At 65.4% G+C, this 14,867-nt stretch carries 19 protein-coding genes and 1 pseudogene; 7 read left to right on the plus strand and 13 right to left on the minus strand.

All coding sequences use genetic code 11. The features are described from left to right. The first annotated feature begins 133 nt into the window (after positions 1 to 133). Together QM685_RS21950 and QM685_RS21955 are read left to right on the plus strand one after the other, a co-directional pair. Positions 134 to 877, plus strand: coding sequence for a GntR family transcriptional regulator (locus QM685_RS21950; protein WP_415119262.1), 744 nt, complete (start codon positions 134 to 136; stop codon positions 875 to 877). A gap of 118 nt (positions 878 to 995) precedes the next feature. Further along, a complete protein-coding gene (locus tag QM685_RS21955; protein ID WP_415119264.1) occupies positions 996 to 1,124 on the plus strand; it encodes a hypothetical protein in 129 nt (42 codons plus the stop codon). A gap of 211 nt (positions 1,125 to 1,335) precedes the next feature. On the opposite strand, the gene infA is transcribed toward QM685_RS21955, so the two are convergent. The 3 genes from infA to QM685_RS21970 all read right to left on the minus strand — a co-directional run bounded on the left by infA (position 1,336) and on the right by QM685_RS21970 (position 2,840). Further along, on the minus strand, positions 1,336 to 1,614 hold the full coding sequence (infA, locus tag QM685_RS21960; RefSeq protein WP_415119266.1) for a translation initiation factor IF-1: 279 nt from the start codon (positions 1,612 to 1,614) through the stop codon (positions 1,336 to 1,338). 147 nt (positions 1,615 to 1,761) lie between these two features. Next, the gene (locus QM685_RS21965) at positions 1,762 to 2,043 is read right to left on the minus strand and encodes a hypothetical protein (protein WP_415119268.1); all 282 of its coding nucleotides are present in this window, start codon (positions 2,041 to 2,043) and stop codon (positions 1,762 to 1,764) included. A 578-nt stretch (positions 2,044 to 2,621) separates the two neighbouring features. Then, on the minus strand, positions 2,622 to 2,840 hold the full coding sequence (locus QM685_RS21970; protein WP_415119270.1) for a hypothetical protein: 219 nt from the start codon (positions 2,838 to 2,840) through the stop codon (positions 2,622 to 2,624). 293 nt (positions 2,841 to 3,133) lie between these two features. Here QM685_RS21970 and QM685_RS21975 point away from each other — a divergent pair, with 293 nt between their 5' ends. The 3 genes from QM685_RS21975 to QM685_RS21985 all read left to right on the plus strand — a co-directional run bounded on the left by QM685_RS21975 (position 3,134) and on the right by QM685_RS21985 (position 4,286). Continuing rightward, positions 3,134 to 3,778 carry a helix-turn-helix transcriptional regulator gene (locus QM685_RS21975; RefSeq protein ID WP_415119272.1) on the plus strand — a complete coding sequence of 215 codons (645 nt, stop codon included), beginning with the start codon at positions 3,134 to 3,136 and terminating at the stop codon, positions 3,776 to 3,778. Positions 3,779 to 3,810: 32 nt separating this feature from the next. Continuing rightward, positions 3,811 to 4,020, plus strand: a complete 210-nt coding sequence (locus tag QM685_RS21980) for a DUF1653 domain-containing protein (protein WP_415119274.1) — start codon at positions 3,811 to 3,813, stop codon at positions 4,018 to 4,020. Between the two features lie 71 nt (positions 4,021 to 4,091). Next, a complete protein-coding gene (locus QM685_RS21985) occupies positions 4,092 to 4,286 on the plus strand; it encodes a YqaE/Pmp3 family membrane protein (protein ID WP_415119276.1) in 195 nt (64 codons plus the stop codon). Between the two features lie 37 nt (positions 4,287 to 4,323). Here QM685_RS21985 and QM685_RS21990 read toward each other — a convergent pair whose 3' ends face one another. From QM685_RS21990 to QM685_RS22000, 3 genes are read right to left on the minus strand one after another with little or no spacing between them, the layout of a single operon-like run. Further along, entirely contained in the window at positions 4,324 to 4,623 is a 300-nt protein-coding gene (locus tag QM685_RS21990) for a 2Fe-2S iron-sulfur cluster-binding protein (RefSeq protein WP_415119278.1), read from the minus strand. 7 nt (positions 4,624 to 4,630) lie between these two features. Next, positions 4,631 to 5,212 carry a PIN domain-containing protein gene (locus QM685_RS21995; RefSeq protein ID WP_415119280.1) on the minus strand — a complete coding sequence of 194 codons (582 nt, stop codon included), beginning with the start codon at positions 5,210 to 5,212 and terminating at the stop codon, positions 4,631 to 4,633. A gap of 1 nt (position 5,213) precedes the next feature. Beyond that, the gene (locus tag QM685_RS22000; RefSeq protein WP_415119282.1) at positions 5,214 to 5,684 is read right to left on the minus strand and encodes a helix-turn-helix domain-containing protein; all 471 of its coding nucleotides are present in this window, start codon (positions 5,682 to 5,684) and stop codon (positions 5,214 to 5,216) included. 440 nt (positions 5,685 to 6,124) lie between these two features. Between QM685_RS22000 and QM685_RS22005 the strand changes: the two genes are divergently transcribed. Further along, positions 6,125 to 6,415, plus strand: a complete 291-nt coding sequence (locus tag QM685_RS22005) for a DUF1488 domain-containing protein (protein ID WP_415119422.1) — start codon at positions 6,125 to 6,127, stop codon at positions 6,413 to 6,415. 200 nt (positions 6,416 to 6,615) lie between these two features. Here QM685_RS22005 and QM685_RS22010 read toward each other — a convergent pair whose 3' ends face one another. The 7 genes and pseudogenes from QM685_RS22010 to QM685_RS22040 all read right to left on the minus strand — a co-directional run bounded on the left by QM685_RS22010 (position 6,616) and on the right by QM685_RS22040 (position 13,476). After that, positions 6,616 to 7,149, minus strand: a complete 534-nt coding sequence (locus QM685_RS22010) for a cytochrome b (protein WP_415119284.1) — start codon at positions 7,147 to 7,149, stop codon at positions 6,616 to 6,618. A gap of 149 nt (positions 7,150 to 7,298) precedes the next feature. Continuing rightward, on the minus strand, positions 7,299 to 8,600 hold the full coding sequence (locus QM685_RS22015) for an NCS2 family permease (RefSeq protein ID WP_415119286.1): 1,302 nt from the start codon (positions 8,598 to 8,600) through the stop codon (positions 7,299 to 7,301). Positions 8,601 to 8,774: 174 nt separating this feature from the next. Continuing rightward, positions 8,775 to 9,269 (minus strand): YaiI/YqxD family protein, encoded by a 495-nt coding sequence (locus QM685_RS22020; protein ID WP_415119288.1) that lies wholly within the window; start codon positions 9,267 to 9,269, stop codon positions 8,775 to 8,777. 206 nt (positions 9,270 to 9,475) lie between these two features. Further along, positions 9,476 to 9,736, minus strand: coding sequence for a DUF4148 domain-containing protein (locus tag QM685_RS22025; RefSeq protein ID WP_415119290.1), 261 nt, complete (start codon positions 9,734 to 9,736; stop codon positions 9,476 to 9,478). Positions 9,737 to 9,921: 185 nt separating this feature from the next. Next, entirely contained in the window at positions 9,922 to 10,695 is a 774-nt protein-coding gene (locus tag QM685_RS22030; RefSeq protein WP_415119292.1) for a slipin family protein, read from the minus strand. Next, positions 10,692 to 12,333 (minus strand): annotated as a pseudogene (locus tag QM685_RS22035) (NfeD family protein). Before QM685_RS22035 ends, QM685_RS22030 begins: the two are co-directional and overlap by 4 nt. 84 nt (positions 12,334 to 12,417) lie before the next feature. Continuing rightward, positions 12,418 to 13,476 (minus strand): AraC family transcriptional regulator, encoded by a 1,059-nt coding sequence (locus QM685_RS22040; protein ID WP_415119294.1) that lies wholly within the window; start codon positions 13,474 to 13,476, stop codon positions 12,418 to 12,420. A 234-nt stretch (positions 13,477 to 13,710) separates the two neighbouring features. On the opposite strand from QM685_RS22040, the gene QM685_RS22045 reads away from it, so the two are divergent. Then, complete coding sequence (locus QM685_RS22045) at positions 13,711 to 14,844, plus strand: acyl-CoA dehydrogenase family protein (protein WP_415119296.1); 1,134 nt, start codon at positions 13,711 to 13,713, stop codon at positions 14,842 to 14,844. The last annotated feature ends 23 nt before the right edge of the window (positions 14,845 to 14,867 follow it).

The following is a 14,867-nucleotide window of genomic DNA, read 5'->3' on the forward strand; positions in this document are numbered from 1 at the left end:
TTCTCGAATGACCAGTATAAGCGCTGGCGCGCGCGGATTGGCGCCGTGCGCGGGCCGTCGCTAGAATGCTGCGGCGCCGCGCCGTTTTTGCTCGTTTCGTTCTGTTTCCACCCGCTTTCCGGTCACCGAATTCATGGCTTCACGTTCCCGCCGTCCGTCGCCCGTCGAACCCGGTACGTCCGCTTCCATTGCAAGCGACGACACCTCGCCCAGCGTCGAAGACCGCCTTTACGCGTCGATCACCGCGGCCTTGCTGCAAGGCCGCTTGCGGCCGGGCGCGCAACTGGTCGAGCGCGATCTCGCGGCCGCGTTCGGCTGCACGCGCGGCGCGCTGCGCAAGGTGCTCGCGCGACTAGGCTTCGAGGGCAAGCTCGTGCTCGAGGCGAATCGCGGCGCGTTCGTGCCGTCGCCGTCGGAGGAGGACATTCGTCAGGTGTATCGCGCGCGGCAGATCGTCGAGGCGGGCATCGTCGCGTCGCTGTGCGGCAAGTTGAGCGCCGCGCACAAACGGCGCCTGCGCGCGCACGTGCGCGGCGAGGAGAAGGCGCTGCGCGCGGGCGCCATCGACGAGTCCGTGCGCCTCGCCGGCCAGTTTCACGTGCTGCTGACGGAACTGGCGGGCGGCACCGAACTGCTTGGCCTCGTCGGGCAACTGGTCGCGAAGACCGAGCTGTACAAGGCGCTGTTCGATCCGTCGAAAGGTTCGAGCTGTTCCGCCGACGAGCACGCGCGGATCATCGACGCGCTCGATGCCGGCGACCTGCAGGCGGCTTTGACGACGATGCGCGAACATCTGTCCGAGCTCGAGGAGCGGGTCGTCGGGCAGGTGCGGAAAAGCGCGGACGGGGAGGATTTGGGAGCGGTGTTCGGGGGGTAGGAGAGCGGCGCCTGCGCAGGCCATCTGACCGTTCGACAAGGTGTGATAGCATCCCTCGCCGAAAGGAACTGGCTCGCGCCGGTCGTATCAAAAAATAATGGAATTGAGGTTAGAAACCATGTTTAAACGTGCCACAGCGGTGCTGTTGCTGGCAGGAAGCCTGGTCATGCTGGCGGGCTGCAATACGGTTGCCGGCGCGGGTAAGGACATTTCCGACTCGGCGCACGCCGTGCAACGCGCGCTGTAATCGAGCGAGCCGCCGTCGCGGCGGCGCAGCCGTCGGAAATCGAGACTATGGCACCGGCTCGGGTGACATGGATGTCGTCACCGTACGAGCGGGTCCAGACGGACTATGCACCACCGCCCGCCTTCTCAATACGTTCCACGAAAGTAGTGGCCGGGCGCTCCACATTCCACATTGCAATGCACGCCCAGCTTCGCCGAAACGCGCGCTTGTCTTAACGGCGCCGCGCGCCTTGTGACGCCGGACGCGGAGCACCGCCGCCGCCTGGGCGTTCATCCTTATGGCGGAAATTGATCCGGCCTTTGGTCAGGTCGTAGACCGACATTTCGAGCGTCACACGATCGCCCGCGAGAATGCGGATATGGTTCTTGCGCATGCGTCCGGACGCATAGGCGCCGACCACGACGCCGTTGTCGAGCGTCACGCGGTAGCGGCTATCCGGAAGCACTTCGTCGACGATGCCGTCAAGTTCAATCAGTTCTTCTTTCGCCATGCATAACTCCTGGTCGATGGGATAAAGGGGATGCCGGCCGCCGGCGAAGCGGGCGGCGCGACAGTGGATTCAGTGATTGGCGGCGCCGATGAGCAGCGGCGCCTGCGAGCGCGCCGCGCGGCGCGGGTGACATGCCGATGACGCTGCTCAAAGATCGGCGATCGACTGGCCGTTCACCTGACCGTCGATCAGTCGTTCGGCATGCGCCATGCACGCGATGCGCGCCTTGCCCATGCCGTCGAACGGAAACAGATACTGCAGGCGGAATACCCGGCCTTCGGCCGCCGGATTCGCGCCGACGCGGCAGATGCGCACCGACGCGTCGTAGCCGGCGCCGGTATCGCGGGTCGTCTGCGCGCCCGGCGGACGGCGCGGATAAACGAGCGGGTGAATTTCGTAGCCTTTGTAGGTCTTGACTGCTGGATTCATAAAATACGTGTCCTGTATGGCATGGTCCGCGTATCGCTGATGGCGTTGCGCGTGTCGTGCGCGTCGACGCGGACCGGGCGGCGCGGCACCGAAGGGCGCGCCGCGATGAAAATGGTTGGCACAGGTCTGGCGGACCTGGCGGGCTCAATGGCAATGGCTCGAGCGGCCGCGCGAAAGCACGGATTCGACCGAAAACGCTGAAGCGGCGCGGGAATCGCGCAGCGGACGTATGAAGCTGAACCGCTCAGTTGTACCTCAGTTGTACAACTCGCGACGGCGAATGCATGCAGCGCATTGCCGGGGTGACGGGATCGCCGACGCGCGGCGGTCGAACAGTCGGGGGTGGTGCGGAGAAGCCGGTTTGAGACTGCCTGGTGCTGCCAGTGCTATATGAGTGCGGAATGCAACAATTGCAATATTTTGCCTTAAACGAGGCCGATTGGATAGTGCCTGGTTCCGCGCGTGGCTGAAACGCCCGGCTGGCGGGGCGTGGCGAGCAGGTGGGAGAGGGGGGATTACGCCCGCGCGGCGCGCTCAGCGCGACAGGTAAGGCAGGCGTGGGTGGAGGCGCGAGTGCTTCAGCGCGACGTTTCGGCGACGCGCTTGTGCAACTCCCGCGCGGCCGCGAGCGGCAGGCGCGCGTCGTTCCAGCCGGCCAGCCATTCGACTTCCTTCGCCGTGAAGACCTGCCCGTAGTTGCGCAGCGCGTATTGCAGCGAATCGATGATGTGATTGCGGATGATCTCCGGGGTGCGCGTATCGTCGAGCACGGCGCGAAACGCTTCGAGTGTGGCCATCGGTTTTGCTCCTTCGGTTGAATAAGCATTTATCGCACGAAAAAAATGGGCTCGCGAGGCGGACAAAAATCGTCGTGCGGCATCGCGTGGCGAGGTGGCCGCGTTGGGCGGAGGCTATCGGCGGCCGGCCGATCAGTGCACCAACCGGCCGCCCAGTCGCGACACCCGCCCCGTATCGCTACAATGCCGAGTTGCGCGGCCCGAGCGTGCGGGCTCGCGTGGTCATCGAACCGCATTGCCGTATCACCCGCATCGTGCACGACCGCCGCTCCTTCGAACTTCGCGTTTTTCCCATGCGCAACCCGAACGTGTCTCCTGTCAAAGACCTGCTGCTCAAGCGCTACGCGCCGATCGCCGACGGCATCGCGGCGCTGCTCTATCCGTGCGCCGAAGTGGTGATTCACGACCTGCGCGATCAGACCATCGCGTATCTGGTGAACAATCTGTCCAAGCTCGAAGTCGGCGGCCCGTCGGTGCTCGACGATGCGCACTTCGCGGCGCGCGGCCAGACCATCGGCCCGTACGAGAAGCTGAACTGGGACGGCCGCCGCATGCGCTGCGTGAGCAACATCCTGTTCGACGACGACGGCAAGCCGGCCGGCATGCTGTGCGTGAACTTCAACATCGCGGTGTTCGAGGACGTGCGCTCGACGCTCGATCTGTTCATCAAGGGCGGCTCGATGACGAACGCCCCCGCCGACGATCTGTTCCGCGACGACTGGCAGGACCGCATCAACACGTATCTGCACACGTGGTTGCGCGAGCGGCAGATCGGCATCAACGCGCTCACGCGTGAACACAAGCGCGAAATCGTCGAGGCGCTGCACGCGCAGGGCGCGTTTCGCGGCCGCAGCTCGGCGAACTACGTGGCCGCCGTGCTGACGATGGGCCGCGCGACCGTCTACAAGATCCTGAAGCAGATGAAAGAGGGCGGCTAACCGCGCTTGCAAACGCTTCGATGAAGCCCGACATGAGGACACCCACCGTGCGCTACCGGCACTACAAAGGCGGCATTTACGAATTGATCTGCGAGGCCACGCTCGAATCCGATCCGACGATCACGATGATCGTCTACAAGGCGGCCAATGGTACGATCTGGACCCGGCCGGCGACGGTGTTTTTCGAACTGGTCGAGTGTGAAGGCGTCGAGGTGCCGCGCTTCGCACCGATCACCGGCTAACGCTCAACGCGGCAGATGCGTCCCACGCGGATCGACGCAGGCTGCCGCAACGACAGGAACAGGAAAACCGAATGCGTCTATTGCTTGCCATCATTCTGCCGTGGTTGCAGTTCTTCACGATTGGCCGCCCGTTTGCCGGCATCATCTGCCTGATTTTGCAGGTGACGCTGATCGGCTGGATCCCGGCCGCGATCTGGTCGGTGTATGCGCTGAGCCAGTACAACACGGACAAGAAGATCGCCCGCGCGATGGGCAATCAGCGTTGACTCGCAGGCGTCAAAAGCTCATGCATTAGAGGCCGCATCAAACCTCGATCGCGTCCGGCACTTCGATCACCACGTCGGTTTCCGCGATCGCGACGCACGGCAGGATATAGCCCTGCGCTTTTTCCTCGCGGCTCACGCCCGGCCATTCGATCGTGTAGCGCACGCGGCCGGCCGTCATCCGGCACAGACAGGTGCGGCACGTGCCGTTGCGGCACGAGCGCGGCAAGCGCAGATTCGCGAAACCGGCGGCTTCGAGAATCGTCAGCGAATCGGGGGCATCGAAGGTGAGGCCGAGCGGTTCGACGCGGACCAGAGGCGGGCGGGTGGAATCGGACATTGACTGCTTATATGAGATCCGCCGCATCCAGGATGCGTTGAGCCGTCGCGGGAAGGCCACTGCGCTCCAGTGCCAGGGCGAAATCTTCGACCGAGGCTTCGGGCTTTTTCCGCCGGGCGCGCATGCGCTTGAACGCGGCCATCGTGACGAGCGGGTCCAGGTCCCATTGATTGATGATGAATCGGTCTGGATCGACGATTTCAATATCGTATCTGGCCACGATCTCGGCCGGGAAGTCACGACGGTTCGCCGTGACGATGCAATCCGCGTGACCCGCAATTGCGGCCGCAAGGACGTGTCGGTCGTCAGGATCGGGGAGAACGAAGCTTCCGGCAAAAGGCGTCCAGGCGGCCTCCTGAACTTCCCAGCCTGGGACGGCTTCACGCATGCAGTCCCTTCTCGTTCCAAGCTTGCCTTTGAGATCGGGACGTTGTTCCTCGAGCGCCGCTATCCATTCGCTCTCGATTTTGCGAGTCCATTTCGCGGCAAAAAGTCCCGCGGTGGCGAGACTCATCAACGCGTCGGTGATAGCGAGCGGAAACAGGACGCATGCATCGAGCAGAGCTGTATAGCGTGCGTATCCCGCCATCTCAGTAATCCAGACCTAGTTCGCGAGCATTGTCGGCCATGCGATCCAGCGCGCTGGTCTGCTTCTCTCGCATACGGTTCGCGTAGGCGACCAGATCGTCGAAAGAGATTCGTCGATGTGTTCCGACCATGCGATGCGGCAATCGTCCTTCCTCGATTTCCTTTATGACGAACGGACGCGAGACGTTCAGGAAATGAGCCGCCTCCACGGTAGTAAATTCGCGATTTGCCGGAGTAACCAGAATCGAGCGGCCTTCGCTCATTGCCCCCAGCAACTGGCCGATGAGTTTTAATGCCGCAGGAGGAACGTCGACGAACGGCTTTTCGCCCTTGTCGGTTGTGAGCATGATCGCCGCGGCGCGGGAGTGATCAAGTGCCTCCATGATGCAGCGCTGCGCAACGCGGGCCATTTCCATTTCACGCTCTGTCATCGGCGGAGGGGTGACCTCGCGGAATCGATCTACGGTTCGCATGTCAGTGTTTCCTTTTTAGAACGCGAAAGCGCCGTCAGCTAAGCGGCTGATGCCAGTCTAGCTGGTGGCATGATTAAATGCAATAAGTGCAACAAGTGAATTTAATGAATGGATAAAGGAAGGGCGTCTGGTTGATCGCCAGGCCTGACGCACCACAGCGGTACCGCGCGCGCACCGTAAAAACACATGGCGCGCAAGTTTCAGGAAAGCTCGAGTTACCCCCGCTCAGCCCACGGCGAAGTAAAACTTGCGCCTTGTCCGAACTCGTCTAAAGTGAATCAATTCACCTCCGCGCGGCGCGAACTCACGATGCTGCCGTGGGTGACGGCCCGCGTCGACTGCATGGGACAAGGAGGAACGAGCGGCGGACGCGGCAGGATGCAACCAGCGCGCGCATCACCCCGGTCACACCATGCGCGGCACTCTTCCAGGTGACTCCCATGCAGATCCTTTTTCCGAATGAAACCCCTGAATATTCAGGTCGCGAACTCACTCTGGCATTTCCGGCAATGATCGACGGGCAGAGGGTGGAGTGCATGATCACCGCGGAAGCACTTGAAGATCACTTCGGCGCCGCGTCGCCGCGTCTGGAAGACATGATCGTCGCGTTCGACGCGCATCGTCCCCGCATCGAGGCCGCCACACGTCGGCTGCTGTCGGAAACGGGCGCGCAGTGTCTCGTGCTCAGAAGCGGCTACGTGCGCTTTTACGAGGCGAACTGGCGTAACTGATCGGGCGGCGCCGTTTGATGCGCCGGCAAATGCCGATCTGCCGAACGCCCGACGCGAATCTGTCCGGAACGCAGCAAGCAGCCGCGCAGGAAATCAGGTGCCGAAAACCTGAACGCGGCCGCTCGCAATACCGCCGTTCGCAAGCGCGGCGACGTTATCGCGCGCTGTCCTCGAAGCCAATATCCACCACGCCACCGCGTTCAGATCATCCGCTTCAGCGCCCGATCCTTGAAAATCACGTGATGCGCGATGGCGGCCAGCGCGTGCAGCCCGATCACCCAATAGAACACGTTGCCCAGCAACTCGTGCGCGTCCCTCAACAGCGGCCGCGCGATCGAATCCGCGCCGATCAGCGTAAAGCTGATATTCGTCCACGCGAGCGATACGGGCCGGCCGCCCGCGTTGACCATCAGCATGCCGAGCAGCGGCTGCGCGAAGATGAACACATAGAGCGCGAGATGCGCGGCGCGCGCGAGAAACGCGAGCAGCCGGTTGTTTTCGATTTCCGCCGGCGCGCCGGCCCACAACCGCCACAGCAGCCGCAATACGGACAGCCCGAGCACCAGCGTGCCCGCCCAGAAATGTACGCCGGTCCAGAATATGCGGCTGTCGGAGCCGCGCGGGCCGCGTATTTCGATCGCCAGATAGGCAAGCGCGACCAGCAGAAAAATAGCCCAGTGGAAAAAGATCGCGGGCTTCGTGTAACGGTCGGTCGCGCGGCTATATGAGGACATGGGGGTTCCTGTGAGCAGCTCAGTCGTTTTTCGAATCATCGGATGATAAACGGTGCCCGAGTGGAGCGGCACTTCCGATGTCTCACGCCCCCCGATATCGATACGGCGCCGCGCCCACGCCCCCCTGGCCGGGCCGGCGGCGCCCGCCTTCACTCGCTGCCGAGATAAAAATAGCGGAACAGGAAAATCGCCGCGATGATCCACACGACCAGCTTCACCTGACGCGCCTGACCGGTCAGCAGCTTGAGCCCCGCGTACGAGATGAAACCGAACGCGACGCCATTCGCGATCGAATAGGTGAACGGCATCAGCAGCGCGGTCAGCGCGGCCGGCACGACTTCGGTTGCGTCGTCCCACGGCAGGTCGAGCATTTCGCGCAGCATCAGGCACGACACGTACAGCAGCGCGGGCGCGGTCGCGTACGGCGGCACCACTTCGGCGAGCGGCGCGAAAAAGAGCGCCGCGATGAACAGCACGGCGACGGTGATCGCGGTCACGCCGGTGCGCCCGCCCGCCTGCACGCCGGACGCGCTTTCGATATACGCGGTCGTCGACGACGTGCCCAGCATCGAGCCGGCCAGGATCGCGGTGCTGTCCGCGAGCAGCGCTCGGTTCAGCCGGTGCATCTTGCCCTCGACGAGCAGCCCCGCGCGGTTCGCGACGCCCATCAGCGTGCCGGTCGCATCGAACAGCTCGACGAGGAAAAACACCAGCACCACGTTCAGGATGCCGGTCGACAGCGCGCTGCGGATGTCGAGCTGGAACAGCGTCGGCGCGATCGACGGCGGCGCGGACACGATGCCGTGAAACTCGTTGCCGCCGAAGAAAAAGCTCAGGATGGTCACGCCGACGATGCCGATCAGGATCGCGCCGCGCACGCGCAGATAGTCGAGCGTGACGATGCCGAAAAAGCCGATCGCGGCGAGCACGACGTGCGGATCGTGCAGATTGCCGAGCGTGACGAGCGTGGCCGGATTGCCGACCACGATGCCGGCCGATTTCAGCGAAATGATCGCGAGAAAGAGGCCGATACCGCCGGTGATCGCAATGCGGATCGAATGCGGGATGCCCTTGACGATCACCTCGCGCACGCGAAACAGCGTGACGATCAGGAACAGGCAGCCGGAGATGAACACCGCGCCGAGCGCGGCCTCCCACGTGTAACCGAGGCCCTTGACGACCGTGTACGCGAAGTACGCGTTCAGACCCATGCCGGGCGCGAGCGCGATCGGGTAGTTCGCGTACAGCCCCATGATCAGCGATGCGAGCGCGGCCACCAGACACGTCGCGACGAACACCGAGCCCTTCGGCATGCCGGCGTCGCCGAGAATCGCCGGATTGACGAAGATGATGTAGGCCATCGTCAGGAAGGTGGTGACGCCGGCGAGCACTTCGGTGCGCAGATTGGTGCCGACGGCGTCGAAGCCGAAGTAGTGTTTTATCGAGTCCATTGGACGGGTCTTCTCTCTTTTGTCGTTCGGAACGTGTTTGTTGTGATCGAGGCGGTCGATGCGCGGCGTCCCGGCAATGCGAGCACGGCGCCGACGTCGGCGTTACGGCGGAATTGTAAACACGAATGGCGGCGGTCCGGCGCTCGGGCCGCCGCTGCGGCGCGCCCGTGCCCGTCAGGCGGGCGGTTTGCCGGGGGAGTGTGGCGCCGGCGCATCACTGCGCGGCGCGTGACGCGCGAGCCAGCGATCGAGCTCGCCCGCGAACGTCTTGCCGTCGCGCGGGCTGAAGGCGGCCGGGCCGCCCGTGTCGACGCCGCTCGCGCGCAACTGGTCGAGCATCGAGCGCATGCGCAGCCGTTCCTCGATCGTGCCGGGCGTGTACCAGTTGCCGCGAGGATCGAGCGCGTGCGCGTTTTTGGCCAGCACGGCGGCGGCGAGCGGGATGTCGGCGGTGATCACGAGGTCGCCCGCGGTGACGCGCTCGATGATCAGCCGGTCGGCGGCATCGAAACCGGCGGGCACCTGGATCGCGCGGATCAGTGGCGACGGCGGCACGCGCAGGAACGCATTGGCGACCAGCGTGACCGGCATGCCAGTACGGCGCGCCGCGCGATAGAGCATGTCCTTGACGACGGCGGGGCAGGCGTCGGCATCGACCCAGATTGGCATGGTGCGGGCTCCGGCTGATGGGCGGCCGAGGGGCGGCGGCGTAGGTGTCGAAGCGGCGGATGATACCTTGCCGCGGCGCGCGACGCGGATTTATCGCGGTGAGGGAGCGGAAAGGGGGGAGCAGGGCGCGGAATTCAGATCGCGGCAAGCGAAACCCATGCCGCCCCCAAAGGACGGCAATCAGGTTTTGAGGCTACGGCAACCGCTTACTGCACGGCCGTCGCGCCAGGCTGGCGCGCGCGCTGTTCCGCGAGGATGCGGGCCGCTTGCTGCGCGTTGACCGGATAGTGGATCCAGTCGGACGGATCGTAGCCGGCGGCGCGCCAGGCGGCGAGGTCGGCGACGACCTGGGCGCGCGTTTTCGGCGCGGACGGATCGGTGGGCTGCGTGACGGTTTGCGCAAACACGGTGCTGATACTCACGGCCGCCAGCAGCGCGCCGAGTCCAGTTCGGGTAAGCATTTTCATGACAGGCTCCTACGGAGCGGTAAAAAACAGCGGCGCATTTTAATTTTTTGACTCGTACCCGGTAAGACGACGGCAGGCAATGGATTATTTCTTCCCGCGACCTGAAAGGTGGTCGCAACGGATGTTCCGCAATGCGCGGGATCGTCGTAAAAGCACGCGACCCGACCCGCCGCCGCCAACCGCCTTCACGGCGCCGAAGGCTTGCTGAACCGATCCATCACCGCGCTCACCAGATCGATCGGCAGCGGAAACACGATCGTCGAATTCTTGTCCGCGGCGATCGTCGTCAGCGTCTGCAGATAGCGCAACTGCATCGCCTGCGGCTGCCGCGCGAGCGTCTGCGCCGCTTCGAGCAACTGCCTCGACGCCTGCAATTCGCCCTCCGCGTGGATCACCTTCGCGCGCCGCTCGCGCTCCGCTTCGGCCTGACGGGCGATCGCGCGGATCATCGTTTCGTTGATGTCGACGTGCTTGATCTCGACGATCGATACCTTGATGCCCCATGCATCGGTCTGAGCATCGAGCACCTTCTGGATGTCGGCGTTCAGTTGCTCGCGCTCCGACAGCAACTGGTCGAGGTCATGCTTGCCGAGCACCGCGCGCAGCGTCGTCTGCGACAACTGGCTGGTCGCCTCGAAGTATTTGGCGACCTGGATCACCGCCTTCTCCGGATCGACGACGCGAAAGTACACGACCGCGTTGACCTTGACCGACACGTTGTCGCGCGTGATCACGTCCTGTGGCGGCACGTCGAACACGACGGTGCGCAGATCCATGCGCACCGCCTGCTGCACGACCGGAATGATCAGCACGAGCCCGGGTCCCTTGACCTTCCAGAAACGCCCGAGCATGAACACGACGCCGCGCTCGTATTCGCGGAAAATCCGGACCGACGAAGCAATCAGCGCGGCCACCAGCAGGATCAGGATGCTGCTGAAACCGAATGTGAAGCCGATCATGAGCGTTCTCCTTCCAGTGCGTCCGGTGGTGGTGCATCGACCGACGAGACGGGCACCACGGTCAGCGTCAGGCCGTGCCGCGCGGTCACGCGCACGGTTTCGCCCGCCGCGGCCGGCAGCGCGCTCGACACGCGCCAGCGCTCGCCGTGCACGCGCGCCCAGCCGGCCAGCGCGCCGCCCGTCGCGTTCTCGGGCAGCAAGCCGCCGTCCAGCACCACGCCGACGCAGCCGATCAGCGCCTCCGAGCCGGTCACCACCGGCCGCCGCCGCGCGCGCAATGCGAGCCGCGACACGCCGAGCACGAACGCGACGCTGAACACGACCACCGCCGCGATCAGCGGCAGCGGGATGCCGTAGCCGGGCACGTCGGTATCCATCAGCATCATGGCGCCGATCACGAACGCGACCACGCCGCCGAAGCCGAGCGAGCCGAAGGTCGGCAGGAATGCCTCGCCGATCAGGAACGCGATGCCGAGAAAGATCAGCCCGAGGCCGACGTAGCTGACGGGCAGCATCTGCATCGCGAACAGGCCGAGCAGCAGGCTGATCGCGCCGACCACGCCGGGCAGCACGAAACCGGGATTGGCGAATTCGAAAAAGAGGCCGTACATGCCGAGCATCAGCAGGACCAGCGCGACGCTCGGATCGGTGATGACGGCGAGAAAGCGGCTGCGCCAGTCCGGCTCGAGCGTAATGAGCGGCGCGTGCGCGGTGTGCAGCGTGACGCTGCCGGCGCTCGTCGTCACCGTGCGGCCGTCCACCTGGCGCAGCAGATCGGGCACGTCGCGCGCGACCAGGTCGACGACGTGCTGCGCGCGCTTCCTCGTCGGACAGGCTCACTGCCTCGCGGACCGCGCGTTCCGCCCAGTCGGCGTTGCGCCCGCGCATCTGCGCGAGGCCGCGGATATAGGCGGCCGCGTCGTGAACCTGCTTGCGCATTTCGGTCGATTGGGTGTCGAGCGGGAACGCGCTGGCGGCGTCGGGGGTAGAGGCTGAAGAGCCGGAGGACGGCCCCGACGCACCGCCCGGCAGGGTGCGCATATCCGGCAGCCCCGGCGTGCCGCCACCGCCGCTACCTCCACCCCCGCCGGGCGGCTCGGCCCCGCCGATTCCCATCTGGATCGGCGTTGCGGCGCCGAGGTTGGTGCCCGGCGCCATCGCCGCGATATGGCTTGCATAGACGATGTAGGTGCCGGCGCTCGCGGCGCGCGCGCCGCTCGGCGCGATGAAGGTCGCGACCGGCACCGGCGAGCTGAGGATCGCCTTGATGATCTGCCGCATCGACGTATCGAGGCCGCCCGGTGTGTCGAGTTGCAGCACCGCGAGCTGCGCGTGCTGGTTCGCCGCGCGTTGCAGGCCGCGCACGATGAAATCGGCGCTGCCCGGTCCGATCGCGCCGTTCACCGGAATTACGACGACGCTGTTCGCGGTAGCGGCGGCAACCTCGGCCGCGGCGTTTGCAGCAGGCGCCGCGCTTGCCGCCCGCAATGGCGCGATCGATTCGCGCGCCGCGAAGCCGAACGCCAACAGCACGCCGAGCCCGGCGATGCCGCGCATCAAACGGCCCACGATGCCGCCGCGGATAAGCGGTCTGCGCGGACCGGACTGCCGGAGCGGAAGACGCGGAGTCGTGTTCATCGCTGACGGCCGCCGCGCCGCGCCGGCGAAAGCCGGCCGGCGCGGGCCGATACCTCGATCAAGGCTGGCCTTGCCGCTTAAAGCTTAGTCCGATTCGGCGCGGCGCGTGAGATCGGCCCGGGCGGCCCGCGCGGGACGGTAGTCGGCCGGGCGCATGCCGGTCCATTTGTGGAACGCGCGATGAAACGCGCTCGGTTCCGCGAAGCCGACCGCGTTCGCGATGTCGGCGATCGTGCGGTTCGTGCGCTGCAATTCGGCGATTGCGATGTCGCGTCGCAGCGCGTCCTTGATCGACTGATACGTATGGCCTTCCTGCTTCAGATGCCGCCGCATCGTCGCCTCGGCGACATGCAGGCGCGCGGCCATCTGATCGGCGGCGGGCCAGTTCGACGTCGGCAGCGCGCGCAGCGTCTTGCGCACGCGCGCGGCGAGCGAGCCGGGATTGCGGTATTTGACGATGAAGTTGCCGGGCGCGTCGCGCAGAAACGTGCGTGCCGAGCGCGCGGTCTGGATCACCGGCAGTTCGAGAAAGGCGGGTTCGAGATCGACGTACGACTCGGGTGCGTCGAAATGCATCTGTTCGCAGAACATCAGCCGGTATTCGTGCGCGTCGGGTGGCGCGGCGCAGCGAAAGCGCGCTTCGATGAGCGGAATGCGCCGCCCGACCAGCCAGCACACGAGCCCGTACACGAGGATGAAATACGTCGCGTACGCGAACATCTTCGGTGCGCTGGCCCCCGCGCGTTCGACGAATCTGAGGCGCACACGCCGCGTACCGGTCGGCGCGGGCGTTTCGATCGCCGCGCCGAGGTCGTCGAGCACGAGCCGCATGAAGCCGACCGCGCGCGCGAGCGCCTGCGCGCCGTTGCGCGCGCCGAGCGCCATCTGCGTCATCGCGACGAAACTGCCGCTTTTCATCGGATGCGAGTCCTGGCCGAAGAATTCGTCGTCGAGCGCGCGTGCGATGGCGACCCACAGCGCGCCGTATTGCGCCGACGATACGCGGCTTTTCGGCGACGCGAGCATCGGCGCGGCGATGCCGGCCGCTTCGGCGAGCGGCCGCGCATCGAGGCCGCGCGCCTTCGCGAGCGCGAGTGTTTCCTCGACGAGACTGACGGAAATCGTGCCTTTGTCGCTTTTCATGGCGGTACGGTCGATCTGGCAAAAGCGCTCAGTGCCGGGCTGGCAGTGGTTTTGAAAGCCCTTGAAACAACGGAGCATGGGGGGTGTACATGGTAGCAGTATGGCAAATGCGCTCACTCAGATTGATCGGAGCGAGCATCGAGCGTCGTGGGCCGCTTGCCTACACTTGCGCTCAGGCGGTTCCGCATCGCCGACCGGCCCCCTGCACACAACAGGACGCAACAGGACGCAGTCATGGACAGCTTCTACACCGACGAACAACGGATGATCCGCGACGCCGCGCGCGACTTCGCAACCGAATGTCTCGCGCCGCACGCGGGGCAATGGGATCGCGACGCGCAACTGCCCGCCGGCGTCGTCGCGCAGATGGGCGAACTCGGTTTTCTCGGCATGATGGTGCCGCCCGAGTGGGGCGGCTCGTACACCGACTACGTCGCCTACGCGCTCGCGCTCGAGGAAATCGCGGCCGGCTGCGCGTCCTGCGCGACGCTGATGAGCGTGCACAACTCGGTCGGCTGCGGGCCGATCCTGAACTTCGGCAGCGCCGCGCAGAAAGACCGCTATCTGCGCGATCTGGCGACCGGCCGCACGATCGGCGCGTTCTGCCTGACCGAGCCGCAGGCCGGCTCCGAGGCGAACAATCTGCGCACCCGCGCGGTGCTGCGCGACGGTCGATGGATTCTCAACGGCAGCAAGCAGTTCGTGACCAACGGCGCGCGGGCCGGCCTCGCGATCGTGTTCGCGGTCACCGATCCCGAGCGCGGCAAGCGCGGCCTGTCCGCGTTTATCGTGGAGGCCGGCACGCCGGGTTTCGAGGTCGGCCCGCCTGAGCACAAGCTCGGCATTCGCGCGTCCGATACCTGCCCGATCTCGCTTACCGACTGCGCGGTGCCCGAAGTCAGTCTGCTCGGCGAGCCGGGCGAGGGGCTGCGCATCGCGCTGTCGAATCTCGAAGGCGGGCGCATCGGCATCGCCGCCCAGGCGGTCGGCATCGCGCGGGCCGCGTTCGATGCGGCGCGCCGCTACGCGAGCGAGCGCGAGCAGTTCGGCAAGCCGCTGAGGGAGCATCAGACGATCGCGAACATGCTCGCCGACATGGCGACGCGCCTGAACGCCGCGCGCCTGCTCGTGCATCACGCGGCGCGGCTGCGCTCGGCGGGGCGGCCTTGTCTGTCGGAGGCGTCGCAGGCGAAGCTGTTCGCGTCCGAACTGGCCGAGGAAATCTGCTCGAACGCGATCCAGATTCACGGCGGCTACGGTTATCTGGAGGACTACGCGGTGGAGCGCCACTACCGCGATGCCCGCATCACGCAGATCTACGAAGGCACGAGCGAGGTGCAGCGGATGGTGATCGCGCGTCATGTTTGACGGCGGAATTTGAGCGCACAATA

Origin of the sequence: Paraburkholderia sp. (assembly GCF_047605525.1) — a bacterium.
Classification (GTDB): domain Bacteria; phylum Pseudomonadota; class Gammaproteobacteria; order Burkholderiales; family Burkholderiaceae; genus Paraburkholderia.